This window comes from Azospirillum sp. UFLA03-27 (genome assembly GCF_059803775.1).
In genome coordinates, this window is the sequence record NZ_JAUQTX010000035.1 from 12,998 (window position 1) to 36,886 (window position 23,889).

Annotated in this window: 16 protein-coding genes, 1 tRNA gene and 2 pseudogenes; 8 read left to right on the forward strand and 11 right to left on the reverse strand. The window is 65.4% G+C overall.

The window, feature by feature from the left end:
• Nucleotides 1–177: 177 nt before the first annotated feature.
• From adhP to arcD, 7 genes are all read right to left on the reverse strand, one after another.
• Nucleotides 178–1,275: an alcohol dehydrogenase AdhP gene (adhP, locus tag Q4I23_RS07895; RefSeq protein WP_454019175.1), complete on the reverse strand. Its 1,098-nt coding sequence runs from the start codon at nucleotides 1,273–1,275 to the stop codon at nucleotides 178–180.
• 58 nt (nucleotides 1,276–1,333) lie between these two features.
• On the reverse strand, nucleotides 1,334–2,557 hold the full coding sequence (locus Q4I23_RS07900) for a porin (protein ID WP_498525821.1): 1,224 nt from the start codon (nucleotides 2,555–2,557) through the stop codon (nucleotides 1,334–1,336).
• A 106-nt stretch (nucleotides 2,558–2,663) separates the two neighbouring features.
• Nucleotides 2,664–4,169, reverse strand: a complete 1,506-nt coding sequence (locus Q4I23_RS07905; protein ID WP_498525822.1) for a Na+/H+ antiporter NhaC family protein — start codon at nucleotides 4,167–4,169, stop codon at nucleotides 2,664–2,666.
• A 43-nt stretch (nucleotides 4,170–4,212) separates the two neighbouring features.
• Entirely contained in the window at nucleotides 4,213–5,181 is a 969-nt protein-coding gene (arcC, locus tag Q4I23_RS07910; RefSeq protein WP_498525823.1) for a carbamate kinase, read from the reverse strand.
• Between the two features lie 15 nt (nucleotides 5,182–5,196).
• A complete protein-coding gene (locus Q4I23_RS07915) occupies nucleotides 5,197–6,201 on the reverse strand; it encodes an ornithine carbamoyltransferase (RefSeq protein WP_498525824.1) in 1,005 nt (334 codons plus the stop codon).
• 47 nt (nucleotides 6,202–6,248) lie between these two features.
• Entirely contained in the window at nucleotides 6,249–7,478 is a 1,230-nt protein-coding gene (locus Q4I23_RS07920; protein ID WP_149649711.1) for an arginine deiminase, read from the reverse strand.
• Between the two features lie 71 nt (nucleotides 7,479–7,549).
• Nucleotides 7,550–9,040, reverse strand: a complete 1,491-nt coding sequence (gene arcD, locus Q4I23_RS07925) for an arginine-ornithine antiporter (RefSeq protein ID WP_498525825.1) — start codon at nucleotides 9,038–9,040, stop codon at nucleotides 7,550–7,552.
• 872 nt (nucleotides 9,041–9,912) lie between these two features.
• Between arcD and Q4I23_RS07930 the strand changes: the two genes are divergently transcribed.
• The 4 genes from Q4I23_RS07930 (at nucleotide 9,913) to glgX (ending at nucleotide 18,162) form a co-directional block, all read left to right on the forward strand.
• Nucleotides 9,913–10,794, forward strand: a complete 882-nt coding sequence (locus Q4I23_RS07930; protein ID WP_498525826.1) for a cyclic nucleotide-binding domain-containing protein — start codon at nucleotides 9,913–9,915, stop codon at nucleotides 10,792–10,794.
• Nucleotides 10,795–11,020: 226 nt separating this feature from the next.
• Nucleotides 11,021–13,438 carry a phosphoketolase family protein gene (locus Q4I23_RS07935; protein ID WP_498525827.1) on the forward strand — a complete coding sequence of 806 codons (2,418 nt, stop codon included), beginning with the start codon at nucleotides 11,021–11,023 and terminating at the stop codon, nucleotides 13,436–13,438.
• Nucleotides 13,439–13,507: 69 nt separating this feature from the next.
• Entirely contained in the window at nucleotides 13,508–16,033 is a 2,526-nt protein-coding gene (locus tag Q4I23_RS07940; RefSeq protein WP_498525828.1) for a glycogen/starch/alpha-glucan phosphorylase, read from the forward strand.
• 20 nt (nucleotides 16,034–16,053) lie between these two features.
• On the forward strand, nucleotides 16,054–18,162 hold the full coding sequence (gene glgX, locus Q4I23_RS07945) for a glycogen debranching protein GlgX (protein WP_498525829.1): 2,109 nt from the start codon (nucleotides 16,054–16,056) through the stop codon (nucleotides 18,160–18,162).
• 156 nt (nucleotides 18,163–18,318) lie between these two features.
• Here glgX and Q4I23_RS07950 read toward each other — a convergent pair.
• From Q4I23_RS07950 to Q4I23_RS07960, 3 genes and pseudogenes are all read right to left on the reverse strand, one after another.
• Nucleotides 18,319–18,489, reverse strand: a pseudogene (locus Q4I23_RS07950) (transposase); the annotation flags it as partial.
• A gap of 101 nt (nucleotides 18,490–18,590) precedes the next feature.
• Nucleotides 18,591–18,681: transfer RNA gene (locus Q4I23_RS07955), tRNA-Ser, on the reverse strand.
• Nucleotides 18,682–18,800: 119 nt separating this feature from the next.
• Nucleotides 18,801–19,604 (reverse strand): alpha/beta hydrolase, encoded by an 804-nt coding sequence (locus Q4I23_RS07960; protein WP_498525830.1) that lies wholly within the window; start codon nucleotides 19,602–19,604, stop codon nucleotides 18,801–18,803.
• Nucleotides 19,605–19,646: 42 nt separating this feature from the next.
• Between Q4I23_RS07960 and Q4I23_RS07965 the strand changes: the two genes are divergently transcribed.
• Both Q4I23_RS07965 and Q4I23_RS07970 read left to right on the forward strand, forming a co-directional pair.
• A complete protein-coding gene (locus tag Q4I23_RS07965) occupies nucleotides 19,647–20,888 on the forward strand; it encodes a glycosyltransferase family 4 protein (protein WP_498525831.1) in 1,242 nt (413 codons plus the stop codon).
• A 40-nt stretch (nucleotides 20,889–20,928) separates the two neighbouring features.
• Nucleotides 20,929–21,804 carry a TIGR01459 family HAD-type hydrolase gene (locus Q4I23_RS07970; protein WP_498525832.1) on the forward strand — a complete coding sequence of 292 codons (876 nt, stop codon included), beginning with the start codon at nucleotides 20,929–20,931 and terminating at the stop codon, nucleotides 21,802–21,804.
• 25 nt (nucleotides 21,805–21,829) lie between these two features.
• Here Q4I23_RS07970 and Q4I23_RS07975 read toward each other — a convergent pair whose 3' ends face one another.
• The gene (locus Q4I23_RS07975) at nucleotides 21,830–22,150 is read right to left on the reverse strand and encodes a ribbon-helix-helix domain-containing protein (RefSeq protein ID WP_082188189.1); all 321 of its coding nucleotides are present in this window, start codon (nucleotides 22,148–22,150) and stop codon (nucleotides 21,830–21,832) included.
• 269 nt (nucleotides 22,151–22,419) lie between these two features.
• Here Q4I23_RS07975 and Q4I23_RS07980 point away from each other — a divergent pair, with 269 nt between their 5' ends.
• On the forward strand, nucleotides 22,420–23,556 hold the full coding sequence (locus Q4I23_RS07980) for a hypothetical protein (protein ID WP_498525833.1): 1,137 nt from the start codon (nucleotides 22,420–22,422) through the stop codon (nucleotides 23,554–23,556).
• A gap of 8 nt (nucleotides 23,557–23,564) precedes the next feature.
• Nucleotides 23,565–23,889, forward strand: a pseudogene (locus tag Q4I23_RS07985) (hypothetical protein); the annotation flags it as partial.

Below are 23,889 nucleotides of genomic sequence, written 5' to 3' on the forward strand. Positions count from 1 at the left end.
AACGCTCCCCGATCCGGCACAGCCGGCCAGGACGACGACCCCCAGTGCTCCCGCCAGAAACCCGCGTCGCGACCACATGCCGGTCTTTCCCTTGTTTGCAGGTTGGAACAACGTAAGTCTTGGTCGAAATCACGGGCGTGCTGCTGCTCACATGGATTGGCTGCCATTTGGCGTTTGTTACATCCGCATGACCACCCGCCCGTCGATCTCGTTGTTGCGCATCCGGCTGAACACGTCGTTGATGTTCTCCAAGTGCTCGACCGAATAGTGAACCTTCACCTTGCCGTCGCCGGCGAACTGGAGGCATTCGGCGAGGTCCAACCGGGTGCCGACGATCGATCCGCGGATCGTCTTCCGCATCAGAACCGTGCTGAAGATGTCCAGTTCGAACGATCCGGGCGGCAGGCCGACGAGGGCCATGGTGCCTCGCTTGGCGAGCATGCCGAGAGCCTGATTGAAGGCATGCCGGGACACAGCGGTGACGAGCACGCCCTGGGCGCCGCCGCACAATGCCTTGACCTCGGCAACCGGATCGGTCGTCTTCGCGTTGATCGCGGCATCCGCGCCCATGGCACGGGCGAGCGCCAGCTTTTCGTCGGAGATGTCGACGGCGATCACGTCGAGCCCCATGGCCTTCGCGTACTGCACGGCAATGTGGCCGAGTCCGCCGATCCCGGAGATCACAACCGTGTCGCCGGGCTTGGTGTCGGTTTCCTTCAGCCCCTTGTAGACGGTTACGCCGGCGCACAGGATCGGGGCGGCCATTTCCCAGTCAAGCCTGTCCGGCAGGTGGCCGACATAGTTGGGATCCGCGAGCGTGTACTCCGCGAAGCCGCCGTTGACGGAGTAGCCGGTGTTCTGCTGCAGGTCGCACAAGGTTTCCCAGCCGGCGAGACACTGCCGGCAGTGCCCGCAGGCCGTGTGCAGCCAGGGAACGCCGACCCGGTCGCCCTCCTTCACCGCGGTCACGCCGGCGCCCACCGCGGCAACGGTGCCGACACCCTCATGGCCTGGAATGAAGGGGGGGTTCGGCTTCACCGGCCAGTCGCCGTCGGCCGCGTGCAGGTCGGTGTGGCAAACACCCGACGCTTCGATCTTGACCAGGATCTGGCCCGGACCGACCTCCGGCACCGGAACCTCTTCGATCGACAGCGGCATTTTGAATTGGCGGACCACCGCCGCTTTCATCGTTTTTGCCATGGTTCCCTTCCTTGCCGTGGCTTCCATAGGAACGTTGATGATATCCAGCATGGCGGCGATGCCGTTGCCGGGCATTCCGGCGCTTTTCGGTTCAACGCTCCACGCTGGATCAGCTTTTCCGCTCCCTTGACGATCAGAAGGCCAGGACCGTGCGAAGCACGATGACGTGCGCCTTGTCATCCGGCGAGCCCGTGGCCGCGGTCTCGGGGCGATCGCTGTTGGCGAGCACATAGTCGTATTGGGCGTTCACGGTCAGGCCCGAAGCGACCGTGTAACCGGCACCAACTTCGTAGGCCGTCACCCGCCGGCTGCCTGGGTCGAGCATGGAACCGGGGTCGACGCCGTACTTGTAATTCGCACCCACCACGATGGCTCCGGCGGTGTACTGCACACCCGCGGTCCAGTTGTACATATCGTCCGCGAAGAAACCGGGACGCTTGTTCTGGCCCGATTTGCCGAAGCTGGTGTAACTGCCGCCGACGGCGAAGCCGGCATAACCGAGTTGGGCGCCAACCTGCCAAGCGTTCAGGTCGCGGAAGGAGTCAGCGGCCACCGTGCTGTCCGAGGACGTGCCCCAGAAATAGCCGGCACTGGCCTTGACGTCGAAGCCGAAGACGTTGCCGTCATAGTTCGCGCCAACCTCGACCAGATTGGCGAAGGAGTTGGTGACGCCCTGGTTGGCGATCGCCGAAGACGCTTTCAACCGGTTGACGTCCTGATTGAAGGAGTCGTTGCGCGGGGTATAGCTGGCACCGAACTGCACGCCGGCAAAACGTGGGGAGAAGTAGACGACCTTCGTTGCGTTGGCGTCCGGTGTCAGCGACGGCCACAGGATGCTGGCGGCGTTGACGGCTTCGGCGACCCCACCGAGGACGTCGGAGCCCTGATACCGGCCATTCGCCGGGTTGACAGACTGCCCGGCCGTCGTCGGGCCGACCCAGTTCGTCACCTGATCGAGATCGATGATGCTGGTCGGCAGATAGTCGCCCGGCGTCGAAATGAAGGTCTCATCGTTGAAGGAGTTGGACACGCCGAGGCGCACCTCGCCAAGCCTGCCTTGTGCGAAGATGAAGGCACGGTCGGCGTTGACGCCGGTGTCGGAACCGGAGGCGCGGATGCGGATGCGCCCACCATACTCCAGGCCGTTGTCCGCTTTGGCGACTGGTGTGATGTGCACGCGGAAGCGGTTGCGGAACTCGGTCGAACGCAGGCCGGAATCAAGGTCCTGATTGACGAAGCCGGCTTCGAAGAAGGCATCGCCACCGATTTTTATCTCGTACTTGGCCTGGGCATTGGCTTCCCCGGCGCCCGTTGCCAGTGCAACGGCAGCGCAGCCCGCCAGAAAACAGCGGTTCATGATCGTCCCCTCCATCCTGGCAGTGATCACTCCACACGTTGAGCCAAAAGACGGAATTGCTCATATCCGCGCCGGGCAGCGGCCGACGCCATCGTGCAAAGGCTCGTCAGCCTTGCAGAGGCGGTGCGTTGCCCGGAGGCGTGTCGATGGTCGTTCTCCACACCCGCAGACCGGAGACAGCGAAGAGAATCGTCACCAAGGGATTGAGAATGTTGAAGAAGCAGTACATGGCGAAGCCCGTCGCCGACACGCCGAGCGCTGCCGCCATGTAGGCTCCGCAACTGTTCCAGGGGATCAGCGGTGAGGTCACCGTCGCCGAATCGCCGACGACGCGCGACAGCAGCACCGGGGCGAGGCCCCTCTTCGCGAATTCCGCCTTGAACAACCGGCCCGGCAGGGCGATCGAAATATACTGGTCCGAGGTGACGATGTTGGCGCCGATGCAGGTGGCGACCACGGTCGCCACGAGCCCACCGACGGACCTCATCCGATGGATCACCGGGTCGATCAGGCGATTGAGGAGCCCGGCATGCTCCACCGTCGCGCCGAACGACAGCGCGGTGATGATCAGCCACACCGTGTTCATCATGCTGGACATGCCGCCCCGCGTCAGGATGACATCGAGGGACTCGTTGCCGCTGTGAGCGACGTAGCCGTTGGCGAGCGCCATCCACACCCCCTTCAGCATGGCGACGGCGGCCGGCATCTCCGGTGCGGCGGCGAAGGCGACGACGCGCGCCGGCTCCAGGACGACCGCCAGAAGACCGCCTGCCAGGGCGCCGAAGAAGATCGTGATGAAGGGCGGGAACCGGGCGATCGACAGGCCGAGAACCAGCAGCAGCGGCGTGAAGGCCCAGAGCGACACCGTGAAGTGGCTTTCGATGCCGGATATCATGGCGGTCGCGTCGAAATCGCCGGGCGCCCCCAGCATCCCGAAGAGAAGGATGGCGGCGAGCAGGGCCGGAACCGAAGTGAACAGCGATTCCCGGATGTGCTCGTAGATCCCGGACCCCGTCACCGCGGTCGCCAGATTGGCGGTGTCGGACAGCGGGGAGGCCTTGTCGCCGAAATAGGCGCCGGAGATCACCGCGCCGGCCGTGATTTCCGGCGACAGGTTCATGCTGGCCGCCACGCCCATCAGGCCGATGCCGATGGTGCCCGCCACGGTCCAGGAGCTTCCGATGCTGAAGCCGACCAGGGCGCAGATGATTGCGGTCGTCGCGTAAAAATAATGGGGACTGAGGATCTGGAGGCCGTAATAGACCATCGCCACGATGGTGCCGCTGAGCGCCCAGGTGCCGATCAGCGCGCCCACCGCCAGCAGGATCATGATGGCCGCGAGCCCGGTGGCGATGCCGTCGACCACGGCTTGGCGCACCCCGCCCCAGGGCATCCCGTTCTTGTAGGCGATCCCCGCCGCGATGATCCCGGAGAACAGCAGCGCCACCTGGTTCGGCCCGGCGGAGGCGTCCTTGCCGAACAGGAGGTAGGACAACGCGAGCAGAGCGATGAGGGCGATCATCGGAAGCAAGGCGTCAAGCAGGGTGGGCCGACGCGCCTCCCGCTTTTCTCCAGCCGCTGTCGGGATATGGTTCGAGACGTGGTTCGCCATGGTCGCAGCCTCCTTTTCCGGATCGCCGCCCCAATCAGGCCGCCTATCCGTGCCAACTCGTCGTCGTGAAGCTCTTGTCGATCAGCGTGCCCTTCTCCCCACGCACGATCGCCGGAATGTCGGCGAGCGCCCCGATCGCGGCGGTTTGCCCCGTCGCCGTCGCGAACCGGCAGGCGGCGTCCACCTTCGGTCCCATGGACCCGGCCGGGAAGCTGTACCTGCCCATCGCGTCGGGGCTCGCGCGGTGGATGGCCCGCGCGTCCGGCGTTCCCCAGCCGAGGAACACGGCCTCGGCGTCGGTCGCCATGATGAGAAGGTCGGCACCCAGCTCGCGCGCCAGCAGCTCCGAGCAGAGGTCCTTGTCGATCACCGCCTCGACGCCGACCAACGTGCGTTCCTTGCCCGGCTGGTGCATGGTCGGCTGGTACATGGCCGGCTGGTACATGGTGGGTATCCCGCCGCCGCCGGCGCAGATCACGATGGTTCCCTGATCCAGCAGCCAGCGGATCGGCCGGATCTCGAAGATGCGCTTGGGAGCCGGCGACGGCACGACCCGCCGCCAGGACGCGCCGTCCGGCTTGAACACCCACCCCTTCTCGGCGGCGATGCGCTCGGCCTCGGCGGCTCCATAGACCGGCCCCACGAACTTGGTCGGATCGCCGAAGGCCGGGTCGTCGCCGTCGACCTCCACCATGGTCAGCAGCGTGGCGAAAGGCACCTCGAACGGCAGCAGGTTGCCCAGCTCCTGCTCGATCATGTAGCCGATCATGCCCTCGGTCTCGGCCCCCAGGACGTCCAGCGGATAGGCCTCGTCCGGCCGGTAGGCGGCCCCCTGGAGCGCCAGAAGCCCCACCTGCGGCCCGTTTCCGTGGCTGATCACGAGCTGATGCTCCCGGGCGACCGGGGCCATGGCCTCGGCGGCGATGCGGATGTTGCGGCGCTGCACGTCGGCGGTCATCGGCTCGCCGCGTTTCAACAGAGCGTTGCCTCCCAAAGCGACGACGACGCGCATGGTCTCATTCCCCCCTCATTCCCCCAACGTGGCGACGAGAAGCGCCTTGATCGTGTGCATCCGGTTTTCCGCCTGTTCGAAGGCGATGTTCGCCTCCGATTCGAAGACCTCGTTGGTCACCTCGAGCCCGTTGGGCATCCCGTAGTCCTCGGCGATCTGCCGGCCGAGCGTCGTCTCGCTGTCGTGGAAGGCCGGCAGGCAGTGCATGAACTTGACCTGCGGGTTGCCGCTTGCCGCCATCAGCTCCGGGTTGACCTGATAGGGCTTCAGCAGCGCGATCCGCTCCCGCCAGACGTCCTTGGGCTCGCCCATCGAAACCCACACGTCGGTGTGGATGAAATCGACCCCGGCCACCGCTTCGGCGGTGTCGCTGGTGATGGTCAGCCGTGCGCCGGACACCGCCGCGAGCCGGTGGGCGATGGCGGTGTACTCCTCCGACGGCCACAGGCTCTGCGGTCCGCAGATGCGTACGTCCATGCCCATCAGGCAGCCGACGATCATCAGCGAATGGCCCATGTTGGACCGGGTGTCGCCGACATAGGCGTACGTGATGTCGGTGATCGGCTTGTCGCTGTGCTCGCGCATCGTCATGACGTCGGCGAGCATCTGGGTCGGGTGGTATTCGTCGGTGAGGCCGTTGTAGACCGGTACACCCGCGTACTTCGCCAGCTGCTCCACGCCGCCCTGCGCGGCGCCGCGGTACTCGATGGCGTCGTACATCCGGCCGAGGACCCGCGCGGTGTCCTTGAAGGACTCCTTGTGGCCGATCTGCGAGCCCGCGGGATCGAGGTAGGTGACGTTGGCGCCCTGGTCGTGGCAGGCGACCTCGAAGGCGCAGCGGGTCCGCGTCGACGTCTTTTCGAAGATCAGGCAGATCTCCTTGCCGCGCAGGTGCTGCTGCTCGGTCCTGGCGTACTTCGCACGCTTGAGGTCGCGCGCGAGGTCGAGCACATAGCGGAACTCCCGCGGCGTGTAATCCTGGACGGTGAGCAGCGACCGGTTGCGCAGATTGAAGCTCATCTTTTCCTCCTGGGGTTCCCTCCGGGCTCGTTGTCCGCGGCTGGTCGTCAGTAGGCGGGCTCCCGCCAGATCGGGCAGGTCATGCAGTGGCCGCCGCCCCGTCCCCGGCCGAGTTCCGCCCCGCGGACGGTGATGACCTCGACGCCGGCCTTGCGCAGCAGCGTGTTGGTGTAGGTGTTGCGGTCGTAGGCCACGACCACGCCGGGTTCGAGGGCGACGACGTTGTTGCCGTCGTCCCATTGCTCGCGCTCCGCCTCGTAGGCGTTTCCGCCGGTGCCGACGACGCGGAGCCTGGAGTAGCCCAGCGCGTCGGCCACGACCTCCAGCAGCGGCCTCGCCTCGGGCCGCACCTCGAAGCGTCCCTCGTCGTCCAGGGGATAGGCGCTGTAACAGCGGATCTGGTCGACAACCTCCCGGAAGACCGTCACCAGATCGCGGTCGCAGAACGAGAACACCGTGTCCAGATGCATGGCAGCACGGCTTTTCGGCATCAGGCAGGCGATGACCCGGGACGCCGCGTTGTTGCGGAACAGCGCGCGGGTCACCTGGCCGACCGCCTGGCGGTTGGTGCGCTCTCCCATGCCGATGAGGACGATGCCCTTGCCGATCGGCATCACGTCGCCACCCTCCAGCGAGGCGCCGGTGAAGTCCTCGTCCGAATCGCCCCACCAGATCGTGAAGCCGCCGTCCCGGAAGCGGGGATGGAACTTGTAGACCGCCCGCTGCAGCAGCGTCTCCGGCTTGCGGGCGGGCCAGAACATCGGGTTGCAGGTCACGCCGTTGTAGATCCAGCAGGACGGGTCCCGCTGGAACAGCGTGTTGGGGATCGGCGGCAGCACGAAATCGGTGCCACCGAACGCCTCGTTCAACAGCACGCTCACGGTGTTGTCCGGCAGGTCCGATATGGCGATGCCGCCGATGAGGTGGACGGCGAGTTCCCTGGACGGCATCTCGTCCAGCCAGGGGCGCATGACCTCCACGGCGGCGACCCCGACGGTGTTGGCGGTGACGCGGCGGTCGAGCACGAACCTGCGCGCCTGAGGATCGTCGAGCGTTTGCGCCAGCAGGTCGTGCAGGTCCAGCACCTCGACCCCGCGCTCCTCCATCTTCAGCACGAGGTCGTGATGGTCCTTCTGCGCCTCGTGCACCCAGATGACGTCATCGAACAGAAGGTCGTGGCAGTTGCCGGGGGTAAGGCGCTGGTGCGCCAGCGACGGCCGGCAAACCAGGACGGTCCGCAGCTTGCCGACTTCCGAATGCACGCCGACTTCAGACATGACGCATCTCCCTGCTTCGATGGCCCGGTATTCCGTGCGGGCCTTGTTGTCTTGTGACGGCGCGGCGGCCATCACAGCGGGCTGATCGTGCCGGTCCACATGAGCCAGGCGGCGAGCACGGCGAGGACAGCGATGGCCGCCGCGATGGCCACCTCCACACTGGTGAAGGCGCGCTCTCCGTGCTCGCGTCGGGCCCGGACATAGACGAGGATTCCCGGTGCGAAGAGGACCGCGCACATCAGCAGGTACTGAAGGCCGGCCGCGTAGACGAGCCAGAGGCCGTAGGCCGTCGCCAAGGCACCGACCAGGATGCCCTTCGTCCGCGATTCCGCACCGTAGCCTTCGCCGGTCAGGGCCAGTTTCAACGCGTAGGCGCCGGACAGAACGTAGGGGGGAAGGATCGCGACCGAGGCTATGAAGTAGAAGAACTGGTACGCGCTGCGCGAAAAGAAGCTGAGCGCGAGGAAGAGCTGGATCAGCAGATTGGTTGCCCAGAGCGCGTTCACGGGCGACCCGTTGGCATTCTCCGCGGCGAACCATTTCGGGAAAGTCCCGTCGCGGCCGCAGGTGTAGGGGATCTCCGCGCACAGCAGCGTCCAGGAGAGGAAGGCGCCGCCGACCGAGATCACCAAGCCGATGTTGATCAGGGCGGCGCCCCACGGGCCGACGAGGGACTCGAACACGCCCGCCATGGACGGCACCCTGAGGTCGGCGAGTTCGGGTTGCCGCAGGACGCCCGTCGCCAGCAGCGAGACCAGCACGTAGATTCCCAGCGCGCCGACGAAACCGATCACGGTCGCCCGCCCGACGTCGGAGCGGCGGGCCGCACGGGCGGAATAGACGCTGGCGCCCTCGATGCCGATGAACACCCACAGAGTCACCAGCATGGTGCTCTTCACCTGCTCCATGACCGAACCGAGGCCGCCCGTGCCGGACCCGGCGCCGGTTCCCCAGAAATCCACCGTGAAGCGATCCCAATGGAAGCCGACGATGGCCACCAGGACGAACAGGAACAGCGGCACCAGCTTGGCAATCGAGGTGACGACGTTCACGAAGGCCGCCTGTTTGATGCCGCTGAGCACGAGCGCGTGGATCAGCCACAGGCACAGCGACGCGCCGACGATGGAGGGCAGGTTGTTGCCGTCGCCGAAGATGGGGAAGAAGTGGGACAGGGCCGAGAAGATGGCCACCGCGTAGGCCACGTTTCCAAGAAAGGCGCTCAGCCAATAGCCCCAGGCGCTGTTGAAACCGACGAACGGTCCGAAGCCGGCCTTGGCATAGGCATAGGGGCCCGCGTTCAGGTTCGGTTTGCGCACGGCCAGGTTTTGGTACACGAAGGCGAGCATCATCATGCCGATGCCGGTGATCATCCAGCCGATCAGGATGGCGCCGGGCGACGCACCTTTGGACATGTCCGATGGAAGATTGAAAACGCCGCCGCCGATCATCGAGCCGACAACGAGCGCAACGAGGGGGAGCAAGGTCAGCTTGTCCGACTTCTGGGTCTGCGCTACGCCAGCGTTTTTCACCGACACGAGATCGTTCACGTCAGCCGTCGTCATCGCTGCCTCTCCGCTATCCTCGCCTCCCTGCCGTCATCTCCCTGTCGTCAAGGATTTCCTCCAATGAGGCGGGCAATGAGGCGGAGCGTCTTCCGCTCCAGCGCCGACCGGTCACGTCCATTGAATGTCCATTGAATGGCCTTCAAGGAATGGAGACCGGGAATGGAAGTCCCAAACTTGACTGTTCGACGGCCCGTTACATAAGTTCGATACGGTTTCCACGTCACTATTCGTCGCTTTCATTGTTTTCTAAGGACTTGGCGGAGCGAAAAGGACTTTCGCCACGCCGTGAACAGGGACATGATACGGTATCCAACCAATGATTTTTGGCATATCAAAGGACAAGATCACTTGCGCAATATATTTATTTCGCAATTGCGAATTTGCAGTTGCGAAATAAGAGGGCTGCTTGGCTCCAGCTTAAGGAAGTGCGATTTTACTTTTCATCGACCGCCAAATTTTGATGGATCCGCCGTCGGCAGAACGCAGCTCCAAAGGACTGCAGATTTTCGGCAGTGATCTGGGGCGGTGATCTGGGTAGTCTTGAAACCGTACGTCTTGAGCATCCTGTGTGTCAGCGCGAGGAGCGCGGCGGGAAAACGAAAACCGCGGTACGGGTTGGTGAGCATGCCCGGCAACCAGCCATGCCGGACCGTTTACCACCAACCTGACAACACACGACCGTTCACCGGAAACGGCGAAGTGCCGGTTTATGCTTGGGTTGATCCGATGGATGACATGAACTGCGTGTTCAATCGAACGCGCGATGGAAAGAATCACGGCCGTACAGTCGTGACCGTCTGGTCGTCCGATGAAACGATGCACCAAAAGAAAGGAGAGTTGGAACTCTGTCGTGTGCGTCCATTTTCTCGGTGGGTTTCACTTCTGCTTTCATCGTACAGAATCCCCGCCTGTCGTGCCATTGCGACGCACGGCCAAACAGCGGAGAACATCCGGATATGGCCAAATCCATTCAGTTCAAATCAGGCGATTTGCTGTTCCGGCGGGGGGACGCGAGCGACTGCGTTCTTTGGGTCAAGCATGGGGAAATCGAAGTCCTGCGCGAGAATGGCGACAACGCCATCCTGATCGGGCATGTGCGGGGCGGCGAGTGGCTGGGCGAGATGGGCGTCATTGAAAGCCGCAGCCGGAGCGCCACCGCCCGGGCTGTCAGCGATGGCGCCGCGGAAGTCCTCACCCCGCAGGAGTTCCTGGACCGGGTGAGCCGGGACGCATCCCTGGCGCGCGGGTTGATCCAGCGTCTCAGCATCCGCCTGCGGACGATCGAGGACAAGATTGCCGGCGACCTGCTGCTCTCGACGCGTGAGGCGGAACTGGCGGAGAACGGCGCGCCGTCGTCGGAGGCCCTTACCAACGACAACGAACGCATTCTATTGACCGCCGGGTCGGACTCCCTGCGCAGCCGGATCGGTCCAAGCTCAATTCAGGTTGGGCAACTGCCCTTCGTGGTCGGTCGGCTCCCGATCAACGGCGAGGCACCGCCCCCACGGTCACCCGATCTGTCCATCGACGATCAGCCGCCGTTTCGCCTGTCGCGCGATCACTTCATGATCAGCCGCAGCCAGGGCCGGCTGCTCGTGTCCGATCTTGGCAGCACGCTTGGGACGGTCGTCAACGGGCAGCCGATCGGGCACGATTTCATGAGGGACACCGCCCTTCTGAACCACGGTGAGAACCGCGTCGTTGCGGGCGGCTGGGGATCGCCCTTCGAGTTCATCGTTTCCATCGGCTGAAGGGGCGTTGCCGAACAAAAGCGCTTTTTCGCATCCCGCGAAGCGGATGCCGGACCCAGGTCATACACCGATGAGACCGAGACGGAATGGGCGGGCACTGGCACTCTGACCGCTGCCACGCTTGGTGGAATGATGGATGCCGCACACCGACCCGATCCAACGCCGAGAGGTCGGGCGTGGCATCGCAGAGGACCGCGTCACATCACCAGGGCTGCGGGAGGCGGGCATGGCCGAAGCGCTGTCAGTCGAGGAAAAGGCTCTCATTGACGTATACTGGCGGGCAGCCAACTATTTGTCCGTTGGACAGATTTATCTTTATGACAATCCATTGCTCAAAGTTCCCCTTACCCTCGAACACATAAAGCCGAGGTTGTTGGGGCATTGGGGAACCACACCCGGCTTGAATTTCATCTATGTCCATCTGAACCGGATGATCCGGCAATTGGATCTGAACATGATCTGTATTGCCGGTCCCGGGCATGGCGGACCAGCCATGGTCGCGAATGCCTATCTTGAGGGAACATACAGCGAAGTCTACCCGAACATCTCGCCGGACGAAGAGGGCATCAAGCGCCTCTTCACACAATTCTCGTTTCCCGGCGGGATTCCCAGCCACGTGGCGCCGGAGACGCCCGGTTCGATTCATGAAGGCGGCGAACTCGGATACGCCGTGTCCCACGCGTACGGAGCCGCCTTCGACAACCCCGACCTGATTGTCGCCTGCATCGTCGGCGACGGGGAGGCGGAAACCGGACCCCTGGCAACGAGCTGGCATTCCAACAAATTCCTCAACCCGCTCAGCGATGGCGCCGTTCTGCCGATCCTGCACCTCAACGGCTACAAGATCGCCAACCCCACCATTCTCTCCCGGATCAGCCACGAGGAGCTGGAGCAGCTGTTCCGCGGGTATGGATACATCCCCTATTTCGTGGAAGGCCACGAACCGGACGACATGCATGAACGCATGGCCTCCACTCTGGACACGGCCATCGCCGACATTCGGCGGATCAAGGACGACGCGCGCCGAAACGGGGTCACGCAGCGTCCCCGCTGGCCCCTGATCGTGCTCCGCACACCGAAGGGATGGACATGCCCGAAGGAGATCGACGGCAAGCGGGCCGAGGATTTCTGGCGTTCGCATCAGGTTCCGATGGGGGAAATGCATGAGAACCCGGACCATGTGCGTGTTCTCGAAGAATGGATGAAAAGCTACCGACCCGAGGAGCTTTTCGACGAGGGAGGCCGCCTCCGCCCCGACCTCGCCGACTTGGCCCCCCGCGGCATTCGCCGTATGAGCGCCAACCCGCACGCCAATGGCGGCACGCTCCTGCGCGATCTGCGTCTTCCGGATTTCCGCGACTACGCCGTCCCGGTGGAGGCTCCCGGCGTGGCTGTCGCAGAAGCCACCCGCGTGATGGGGCAGTTTCTCCGCGATGTGATGAAGCTGAACCTCGACGCGCGGAACTTCCGGCTCTTCAGTCCCGATGAGAACAACTCCAACCGCTGGCAGGACGTGCTCCAGGTCACGGACCGGACATGGGTTGCCGACACCGTCCCGTGGGACGACCATCTCGCCCCGGACGGCCGGGTCATGGAGATGCTCAGCGAACACCAATGCCAGGGGTGGCTCGAAGGCTATCTGCTGACGGGCCGACATGGATTCTTCTCCTGCTACGAAGCCTTCATCCACATCGTCGATTCGATGTTCAACCAGCACGCCAAGTGGCTGAAGGTCTGCCGGACCATTCCCTGGCGGCGTCCCGTCGCCTCGCTGAACTACCTGCTGTCCAGCCATGTCTGGCGCCAGGACCACAACGGCTTCAGTCACCAGGACCCCGGCTTCATCGACCATGTGGTGAACAAGAAGGCCGACGTCGTCCGGGTCTATCTGCCACCCGATGCCAATTGCCTGCTGTCGGTCACGGACCATTGCCTGCGCAGCCGGAACTGCGTCAACGTCGTCGTCGCCGGGAAGCAACCGGCCCCGCAGTGGTTGACGATGGATGAAGCCATCAGGCATTGCACGGCCGGCCTGGGGATCTGGGAATGGGCCAGCAACGACCGCGGCGGCGAACCCGATGTGGTGATGGCCTGCTGCGGCGACGTGCCGACGCTGGAGACCCTGGCGGCGGTCGATCTCCTGCGCCATTACGCCCCGGACCTGAAGGCCCGCGTCATCAACGTCGTCGATCTCATGACCTTGCAGCCCCCGGGGGAGCATCCGCACGGGCTTCCGGATCGCGACTTCGATGCGCTGTTCACCACCGACAAACCGATCATCTTCGCCTTCCACGGCTATCCCTGGCTCATTCACCGGCTGACTTACCGGCGGGCCGGCCACGGGAACCTGCATGTGCGTGGCTACAAGGAGGAGGGCACCACCAGCACGCCCTTCGACATGTGCGTGCTGAACGATCTCGACCGGTTCCACCTCGTGGGCGACGTGATCGACCGGGTTCCGGCGCTCGGCGCGAGCGCCGCCTACGTCAAGCAGGCAATGCGCGACAAGCTCATCGCGCACAAGGAACACATCCGGCGGTGTGGCGACGACATGCCCGAGATCGCGGGATGGATATGGGACCAGACGGGCGCGGGCCAAACCGGAGCGGTCGCAGCCGCCTCGACCGAAGCCGACAATGTTTGAACCATAAGACGATGGTCGGGCCATCCGTCGGATGGCGTGGCGGCTCCGACCGGGCGAGGAGGAAACGCCATGAGCAGCGACATGACCATGGCCGACGCAACCGCGTCGAACGTCTCCGGATCGACGGATCTGCTCCAGCGATACGGGTGCGGCCCGATCCACTTCACCGGAACGCACGACGCGCTCTACGAGCGGCACCTGATGTTCGACCATGTGGTCGATCCCACGTCGGTCGGTCCCCGCGAACGCTACGAGGCGGTCGCCCGCTCCGTGCGCGACGTGCTGTCACAGCGGTGGCTTCGCACCGAGCAGACCTACGAACGCGAGAACCCGAAACGCGTCTATTACCTTTCCCTGGAGTTCCTCATCGGGCGCTCCCTGGCCAACAACGTCATGAACCTTCTTCTCGATCCGGTCGTGGCGCGGGTCGCCGACGAGAAGGGGATCGACTGGCTTGCCCTGCTCGACGAGGAGCCCGACGCCGGGCTGGGGAACGGGGGGCTTGGCCGGTTGGCGGCCTGCTTCATCGACTCCATGGCCACGATGCAGATCCCGGCCATGGGATATGGGCTCCGCTACGAATACGGCATTTTCCGGCAGAGCCTGCGGGATGGCTGGCAGCAGGAACAGCCCGACAACTGGCTGCGCCGGCCCGATCCCTGGGAGGTCGCCCGGCCGCAGGAGGCCGTGGAGATCAGGCTTGGCTGCTCGTTCGAGGTGCGCAACGGGACGTTCGCCGCCGTGCCCGGCCGGCCGTCCAGCCTGCTCGGCATTCCGTATGACCGCCCCGTCATCGGATACGGCGGCCGAACGATCAACACATTGCGGCTCTGGGCGGCGGCGGCACCGCACGCGCTGGACTTCCAGGCGTTCAGCGCCGGCGACTTCGTCAGCGCGCTCGCCGAACGGCTCTCGGCGGAGTCCCTCACACGGGTCCTGTACCCCGACGATTCGACGAGCATGGGTCAGGGCCTGCGTTTCGTGCAGGAGTATTTTCTGGTCGCCTGTTCCCTGGCGGATCTCGTGCGGCGCTTCCGCCGGACCAATTTGGTCGGCAGCCCGGCCGATTGGCGGGTGCTTCCCGACAAGGTCGCCGTCCAGCTCAACGACACCCACCCGAGCCTGACGGTGTCCGAACTGATGCGGATCCTGCTCGACGACGCGGGGCTCGGCTGGGAGGAGGCGTGGGACCTCACGCGGCGGACACTCGCCTACACGAATCACACCCTGCTGCCCGAGGCGCTCGAAAAATGGCCGCTGCCCTGGTTCGAGCTTCTGCTGCCGCGCCACCTGGAGATCATCCTGGAGATCAACCGCCGGCTTCTCGACGAAGTGCGGGCCCGCTTTCCCGGCGATGAGGGCCGTATCGAGCGTGTGAGCTTGGTCGAGGAGGGCGGTCCGCGGAAGATCCAGATGGCCAACCTCGCCATCGTCGGATCGCACAGCACCAACGGGGTCGCTGCGATCCATTCCGATCTGCTGCGCACCGTGACGGTCAAGGATCTGGCCGAACTGTATCCCGAGCGCTTCAGCAACAAGACCAACGGCGTGACGCCCCGGCGTTGGCTTCGGCTGGCCAACCCCGCCCTCTCCCGCTGCATCACCGACGCCATTGGGGACGGATGGATCACCGATCTGTCCCAATTGGCCAAGCTGACGCCGCTTGCCGACGACGGGGCTTTCCAGGACGCCGTGCGGGAGGCCAAGCGCGCCATGAAGCACCGCTTCGTGGCGTGGCTTGCATCGACCAGCGGCATCGCCGTCGATCCCGACACGATCTTCGACTGCCAGATCAAACGCATCCACGAATACAAGCGGCAGCTTCTGAACGCGTTGCGGATCGTCGTGCTCTACAACCGGATGCGGCAGAACCCCGGCCTCGACATGGCGCCGCGGACCTTCTTCTTCGCGGGAAAGGCGGCTCCCGCCTACCGTCTCGCCAAGGTGATCATCAAATTCCTCAACAACCTCGCCGTCGCCATCGACGACGACCCGGTGGCGCGCGGCCGCCTCAGGGTGGTGTTCCTGCCCGAGTACGGCGTGTCCCTGGCCGAGAAGCTGATTCCCGCCTCCGACGTGTCCAACCAGATCTCGACGGCGGGCTATGAGGCGAGCGGCACCAGCAACATGAAGCTCATGATGAACGGCGCATTGACGATCGGCACGCGCGATGGCGCGACGATCGAGATGGCGCAAGCCGCAGGCGAGGAGAACTTCTTCCTGTTCGGGTTGACGGCGGATCAGGTGAGCGGCAGCGCCGGCTGGTACAGCCCTTTCTGGCATCACCACAACGAACCGGAAACCCGCGCTGCGCTGGATCTGATCTTTTCCGACCATTTCAGCCGCAACGAACCGGGCATCTTCGAACCTCTGCGCAACGTTCTGCTGACGGGCGGGGACCGGTTCATGCATCTCGCCGATCTCACAGCTTATCTGGAGGCGGATCGGCGGTTGCTGGCGTCCTACGCGGCCCCGCAGGACTGGACGCGCAAGGTCATCATGAACATTGCCGGGTCCGGCCGGTTCTCCAGCGATCGCACCATCGCCGAATACGCCGCCGAGATATGGGATGCGAAGCCATGCCCGGTGCCGTAAGGGACGGATCGGCGGTCCAGATGGACGCGGATACGGGGCGGACCGGCACGCCCAGTCCCCCCGCTCGGGGAGCCGCGGCGCCGCTGGGAGCGATCCCCACCGGCCAGGGGACGAACTTCAGCCTGTTTTCGAAGCACGCGACCGGAATCGAGCTGCTGCTTTTCGACAGCGCCGAGGATGCGGGGCCTGCGCGCGTGATCCGCCTCGATCCCTCCACCCATCGCACCTATCATTACTGGCACGTGTTTCTTCCCGGCGTGACGGCCGGCCAAATCTATGGTTATCGCGCCGAGGGGCCATGGGACCCCGCCCACGGCCTGCGCTTCGATCGGGACAAGCTTCTCCTTGATCCCTATGGCCGCGCGGTGGTCGTTCCGGACCGCTACAGCCGCGACGACGCCCGCAAACCCGGAGACGATTGCGGCGGCGCCATGAAAAGCGTGGTTGTGGATCCGGGATCCTACGATTGGGAAGGCGACGCACCGTTGCACCGGTCGTCCGCGCAGACCATCGTGTATGAGATGCATGTGCGCGGATTCACACGCCATCCCAGTTCCGGCATCGGCGAGAAGACCCGCGGCACGTTTGCCGGGCTGATCGAGAAGATTCCGTACCTTCAGAAATTGGGCGTCACCGCGGTGGAGCTGCTGCCGGTGTTCCAATTCGATGCGCAGGATTGCCCGCCGGGAAAGGTCAATTACTGGGGATACGCGCCGGTCTCGTTCTTTGCGCCGCATGCGGCGTACAGTTCGCGTTCCGATCCGCTCGGTCCGCTGGACGAGTTCCGCGACACGGTCAAGGCTCTGCACCGCGGCGGCATCGAAGTCATCCTCGACGTCGTTTTCAACCACACGGCGGAAGGCGACCACAGCGGGCCGACCCTGTGTTTCCGAGGGTTGGACAATCCCACCTATTATCTTCTCGAAGACGACCGATCCCGCTACGCCAACTACACGGGCACCGGGAACACCTTGAACGCCAATCACCCTGTCGTCCGGCGCATGATCGTGGACAGCCTTCGATACTGGGTCGAGACGATGCATGTGGACGGCTTCCGCTTCGATCTGGCCTCGGTTCTGTCCCGCGACACATCGGGGCATCCGATCCCGAACGCACCGATCCTGTGGGACATCGAAACGGAACCGGCGCTTGCCGGTACGAAGCTGATCGCCGAGGCTTGGGACGCGGCGGGCCTTTATCAGGTCGGCAGTTTCGTCGGCGACAGCTGGAAGGAATGGAACGGACGGTTCCGTGACGACGTGCGTGCGTTTTTCCGCGGTGAACCGGGATCGGTGACCCAGATCGCGGACCGCATCCTGGGCAGCCCGGAGATCTATGGGCATGAGGAGCGGGAGGCTGAACAAAGCGTCAACTTCGTGACCTGCCATGACGGCTTTACGCTCAACGACGTGGTGTCCTACGACCGCAAGCACAACGAGGCGAACGGCGAAGGCAATCGCGATGGCGCGGACGACAACCGCAGTTGGAACTGCGGCGTCGAAGGCCCGACCGACGACCCGGCAATCGAGCGGCTGAGAAACCGTCAGGTAAAGAATTTCCTGACCGTGACGATGCTATCGCTCGGCGTCCCGATGATCACGATGGGCGACGAGGCGCGGCGCACTCAGTCCGGCAACAACAACGCCTACTGCCAGGACAACGAAACCAGTTGGTTTGATTGGACGCTGGTCGAGACGCACGCGGACGTGCACCGGTTCGTGACTGTGCTCAACACACGCCGAAGCCTGCGGGACAGGATGTACGAGCGGGTGCCTTTGCGGCAGCTGCTCCGGAAGGCGAAGATAACCTGGCACGGCGTGACCCCCGAGCAACCGGATTGGAGCCGCGATTCCCACAGCATCGCCGTCGAAGCGAAGGTGGAGCAGGGCCGGCTTCGCATTTACCTGATCCTGAACGCCTACTGGAAACCGCTTCGCTTTGAACTTCCGCCAGCAAATGACGGCAGTGTTGGCCCATGGCACCGATGGATCGACACCTCGCTCGCCCCCCCATGTGATATCGTCGAGTGGAGCTTAGCGCCGACGCTGAGTGAGTTGTCCTATCTGGTGGAAGCGCGGTCCGTCGTCGTGCTGATCCATGACGCCGGCGAACCGACCCACCTGTCGTGACCCGTACCAAGCGTTGGTGTCTGGTTTTGGCGGAGAGAGACCGTGAGCATCCCCCCGGCACAATGGACAGCGGGTTATGCGACCTGCAACTTGGCCTGCTCAGGAGTTCTGTAGCCAATCGCCGAGTAGAGGCGTTGGCGATTGTAGTAGGGGCTGTTAGCGCTTGATCCAATCGAGGGCGGCGGCGAGGCAAAGGACGCCCATGAAGGAGTTGGCAGTTGTCTCGTAGCGGGTGGCAATTGCCCGCCACTCCTTGATCCTGGCCCAAAAGCGCTCGACGAGGTTGCGGTTGTTGTAGATCCATGCCGGACAGGCGACCGGCCCATCGGCCTCGCTTATGCGTGATGCACTCTCTCGCATAAGCACCAATTGCCGCTTAAAGAGGAAAGCGACAAAAAATCCCTTGTTTCTAAAGGGGGAAAATGAACTGGCGGAGGGAGAGGGATTCGAACCCTCGATACCCTTTTGAGGTATACACACTTTCCAGGCGTGCGCCTTCAACCACTCGGCCACCCCTCCGCAGAGGCCGCGTTTATATCCAGCCCGAAGGCGGCGCGCAAGCCCCTGATATCACTTTTTTGGAAAAATCTTGCGCCGCCTTCGGGATGATCCGCGGGGCGGATCGAAGCCACCTTCCCTCAGCCGAGGCCGCGGACGAGATCGCCCACCGTGCGGCACAGCAGGTCGATGTCCTGGTCGCGCGACAGGCGGTGGTCGCCGTCCTTCACCAGCGTCACCCGCACATCCGAACTGCTAAGGCGATCGGCCAGGGTCAGGCTGACCTGCCAGGGCACATCCGGGTCGGCCATGCCGTGCAGCAGGCGCACCGGCTTGTCGAAGGCGATGGGCTGGCGCAGCAGCAGGTGGTTGCGCCCGTCCTCGATCAGGGCACGGGTGATCGGCTGCGGCTCCGGCCCGTAGTCGGAGGGGCGCAGCCAGCGGCCCGTCTCCAGGATCTCGCGGCGGACGGACTCGTCGAAGAGGTCCCACATCAGGTCTTCGGTGAAGTCCGGGGCGGCGGCGATGCCGACCAGGCCGGCCACCCGCTCCGGACGGCGCAACGCGGTCAGCAGCATCATCCAGCCGCCCATGGAGGAACCGACGAGGATCTGCGGCCCCACCGTCACGCGATCCAGGACGGCCAGCGCGTCGTCGGCCCACAGCCCGATGGTGCCCTCGTCGAACCGTCCGCTGGAGGCGCCATGCCCCTGATAGTCGAAACGGGTGAAGGACAGCCCCTCGCCCGCCGCCCATTCCTCCAGGGCCAGCGCCTTGCTGCCGGTCATGTCGGACATGAAGCCGCCCAGAAACATCACGCCGGGGGCCAGCCCTTCCGGGTCGCGGCCGGGGGTGTGACGATAGGCTATGGTCGCGGCGCCGCGCTTCAGGCTATGGTGCGCGCCGCCCGGCGACGGGACGGGGCCGGCTGCGGGTTCGTTCATATCGGACACCTCTGTGGGCCAGGACTTTAGGAATCTGTGACTATGGACGTCGAATCCCAGCTTAGCACCGGCGAGGACCCGCGCAACCCGGCCAACGCCTTCGCGAAGGGCGCCTTCGCGGCCGCCGGTCGCCGGCCCGTCGTTCTCCAGGTGCTGCCGGCGCTGGTCACCGGCGGGGCCGAGCGCGGCTGCATCGACGTGGCGCTGGCGCTGGCCCAGGCCGGAGCTTTGCCGCTGGTGGCGTCCGAAGGCGGGCCGATGGCGGCGGAGTTGGACCGCGCCGGCATCCGCCACATCACCCTGCCGCTGGCCTCCAAGAACCCGCTGGTCATCCGCCGCAACGCGCGCAAGCTGGAGGCGATCATCCGGGAGAACGACGTGGACATCGTGCACGCCCGCTCCCGCGCCCCGGCCTGGAGCGCCTGGCTGGCCTGCCAGGCGACCGGCGCGCGCTACATGACCACCTTCCACGCCCCGTACAATTACAAGAACGGGCTGAAGCGCTGGTACAATTCGGTGATGGCGCGGGGCGAGCGGATCATCGCCATCTCCGGCTTCATCCGCCGCCACATCCTGGAGAATTACGACGTCGATCCGGCGGTCATCCGCACCATCCACCGCGGCATCGACCCGCTGTCCTTCGCGCCGGAGCGTGTCAGCTCCGCCCGCATGATCCAGCTCGCCCAGAAATGGCGGCTGCCGGACGACAAGCCGGTGATCCTGCTGCCCGGCCGCCTGACCCGCTGGAAGGGCCAGACGGTGCTGATCGACGCGCTGGCGAAGCTGGGGCGCAAGGACGTCTGCGCGTTGCTCGTCGGGTCCGACCAGGGCCGCACCGGCTACCGGCAGGAGTTGGAGGAGCAGGTGCGCCGCGCCGGGCTGGAAGGCGTCGTCACGATGACCGACCATTGCAACGACATGGCCGCCGCCTACCGGCTGTCCACCGTCGTCGTCTCCGCCTCGCAGGAGCCGGAAGCCTTCGGGCGGGTGATCGTGGAGGCGCAGGCGATGGGCCGCCCGGTGATCGTGTCCGCCATCGGCGCCTACCAGGAGACGGTGATTCCCGGCGAGACCGCCTGGGTGGTGCCGCCCGCCGATCCCGACGCGCTGGCCAAGGCGCTGGACGAGGCGCTGTCCCTGACGACGGAGCAGCGCGACGCCATCGGCGCCCGCGCCCGCGCCTTCGTCGCCGAGCGCTACACCAAGCAGCGCATGTGCGCCGACACGCTGGCCGTCTATGCGGAGCTTCTCGCCGAGCCCCGGCGCGCCCGGCAGGGCCGCTGAGCCGCCCCCCTTCCTCCCGCCCGTCACATCACCGGACCTCATGACCGACATCGCCCAGCTTTCCGGCATCGCCCCCGTCATCGACCGTTACGACGGGGTCATCCTCGACCTGTGGGGCGTCCTGCACGACGGTGAGCGGCCCTATCCCGGCGTGCCGGAGTGCCTGGACCGGCTGCGCGCGGCGGGCAAGGTGATCTGCCTGCTGTCCAACGCGCCGCGCCGCACCGGCGGCGTCATCGCCAAGCTCGACGGCATGGGAATCGGGCGCGAGCGCTACCACCATGTCATGACCTCGGGCGAGGCCGCCTATGACGCGCTGCGCGACCGCGACGACCCGTGGCACGCAGCACTGGGGCAGCGGCTGTACCACATCGGGCCCGACCGCGACATGGACGTGTACGAGGGGCTGGGCTACACGCTCGCGGCATCGCCGGACGAGGCCGATTTCGTCGTGAACACCGGCATCGTCGACTTCGGGGAATCGCTGTCGGTCTACGAGCCGGCGCTGGAGGCCTGCCGCCGCCGCAACCTGCCGATGGTCTGCGCCAACCCCGACCTGATCGTGATGGTCGGCGAGCAGATGGTCATCTGCGCCGGCACGCTGGCCCAGCGTTACGAGGAGATGGGCGGCGACGTCTTCTGGCATGGCAAGCCGCACGCCCCGGTCTATGACCGCTGCCTGTCGCTGATGGGCATCAAGGACAAGGGGCGCATCCTGGCGGTGGGCGACAGCCTGCGCACCGACGTGGCCGGGGCCAACGCCGCCGGGATCGACGTGGCGCTGGTCACCTTCGGCATTCATCGCGAAGAGTTGGGCGGGGCCTGGGGCGAGGCGGTCGATCCGGCCAAGCTGGCCGCCGCCGCCGCGGCATCCGGCCACCAGCCGACCTACGGCCTGCCCAGCCTGCGCTGGTAAGAGGGACGGCGTCCCGCTCCTCGATTCAATCGAAGGGCGGGATGGCGTCGTCCATGGCCTTGCGCAGAATGCTGGACGGCCCATCTTCGGAGAAGCCGCGGCTTCCGATGGCGTTGCGGAAATAGCTGACAATGAAGACGCGGATCGAGGCGGTCAAATTCGCCTCCCCGCGCCTTTGATCGATCTGGGTGCAGATGTCGTTCAGAGTCAGCCCCTCACGCTCACAGATTTCCTTCAAGGAGTCCCAAATATAGGGCTCCATCCGAAGACTGGTGCGTCGGCCCGAAACCTTGACATTGCGACAGACCAGGACCGGCCCTTCCTTGTTCCCCTGTCTGCCCGCCATATCGTTGCCCTTGGTCCCCTGCCGTTGCGGAAAGGCGCTCGCGTTTCCGGCGAATATACATTCACTTGTATGATGATATTGCAAGCGGCGTGTGGGCACAAAGCCAATTTCGACCGGGGGTCGCGATCCCGGCTCGGAGTTCACCGTTCCCGCCACCGCGCAACCTTGGCCCGGGCAAATGCCGCTTCCCTTCCCGGGCGCCTTCGCTGTACCAGTGCTTCGATGGGCCGACACAAGCTGTAGTGGTCACTTCCGGTGGAGAACGAGCGATGGTGCGACCGGCGGCGTGGGGGATCGCGGTGACGCTGATGGCCGGGCTGGCGCCCGTCCTGCCGGCCCGCGCGTCCGACCTGCCCATCGACCGCATCCGCGCCGAGGTGTCGCGCCTCGTCCCGCCGCTCTGGACCGTCGAGGAGATGACGGCGGACCCGGTTCCCGCGCCAGCGCCTGAGGGCAGGACCGCCGCAAAATCCGCCGAATCGCGGGTCGCCGTCCGAATCGGGGCCAAGCTTCGGCTCGCCAAGCCGACCTATATGGTGGAAAGCCGGGACGGCGCCATCACCTTCATCCGCCCCGTCGCCGAGGCCGGTCTGGAAAAGACGCTCACCGCCACGGCGCTCGCCACGCTTGGCCCCAACGGCTGGAATGCCCGCATCGAGCTGCGCAACCCGGAGGTGCTGGAAGGCATCGGCCAGCCGCTGGAAGAGCTTCCCGGCCGCCCGGTGCTGGCCGGCTCCGCCGAGGCCAACCGCTTGCGCGAGCAGATCGCCCGCGACGCCGAGGCCCGCGGCGCCGAGGAGGACGCCCGCCGCCGCCGCGAGGAGGATCTGCTCGCCCGGCAGGTCGCCGCCACCAAGGCGGAGGAGGAGCGCGCCGCCGCCGAACGGCGGCAGGAGGAGGCCCGTGCGGCGCGGATCGCCGACCTGCGCACCCGGATTCAGGGCGCGGACCGCCCGTCGCGGATCGCCGCCTACGAGGCGGCGCTGGGCGGCAACGATCCGTCGCTGCGCCAGATCGCCATGGAGGCGGCGCTGCAGAGCCGCGACGCGGTGCTGGGCAATCTGGCGCTGAAGGACTGGATCGCCCGCCGCAAGGCGGTGCCGGTGCAGCTCTACGCGACGAAGGAGGACCCGCATTCCGAAACGGTGCTGAACAACCTGGGTCCGCTGACGCTGGAGATCGATTCCGTCAACCCCGTCAACGGCGCGCTCGCGGGACGTTTGGGCGCCCCCGGCTACAGCATCGCCAAGCCCTCCGCCGCCATGGGCACGCTGGCGCAGACCACCCTGACGGTGAACGCCTACGGCTGCGTCCTGTCGCTGCGCCTGACCGAGCAGCAGACCCTGGACGGGCTGTTCCGCTGCCAGACCCTGCCTGCGCTGATCGCCCGCGTCGTCGTGGACTGAGGCGGCGGATGCGCCGGGTCGCCCTTCCCCTTCTCGGACTTCTGGCGCTGTTCGGCGGCCCCTCGGCGCGGGCGGACGAGGCCGAACCGACCTTCACGCCGCGCCCGCCGCCGACCGCCGTTCTGCCCCGGCTGACGCCGCTGGGAGCGGCGGGGAAGGCGCCGCCGCAGGCTCTGGCGCCGCTGCTTCCCTTGCCGGTGCTGACGGCACCCGCGTCGGCGTCGGCAGCGGAACCGCTCGCCGCTGCTGCTCCCAGGGTGGAGCCCCCGGCGCAGGCCGCCACCTGTCTCTTATACACATCTCCGAGCCCACGAGACTATAACAGCTATCGCG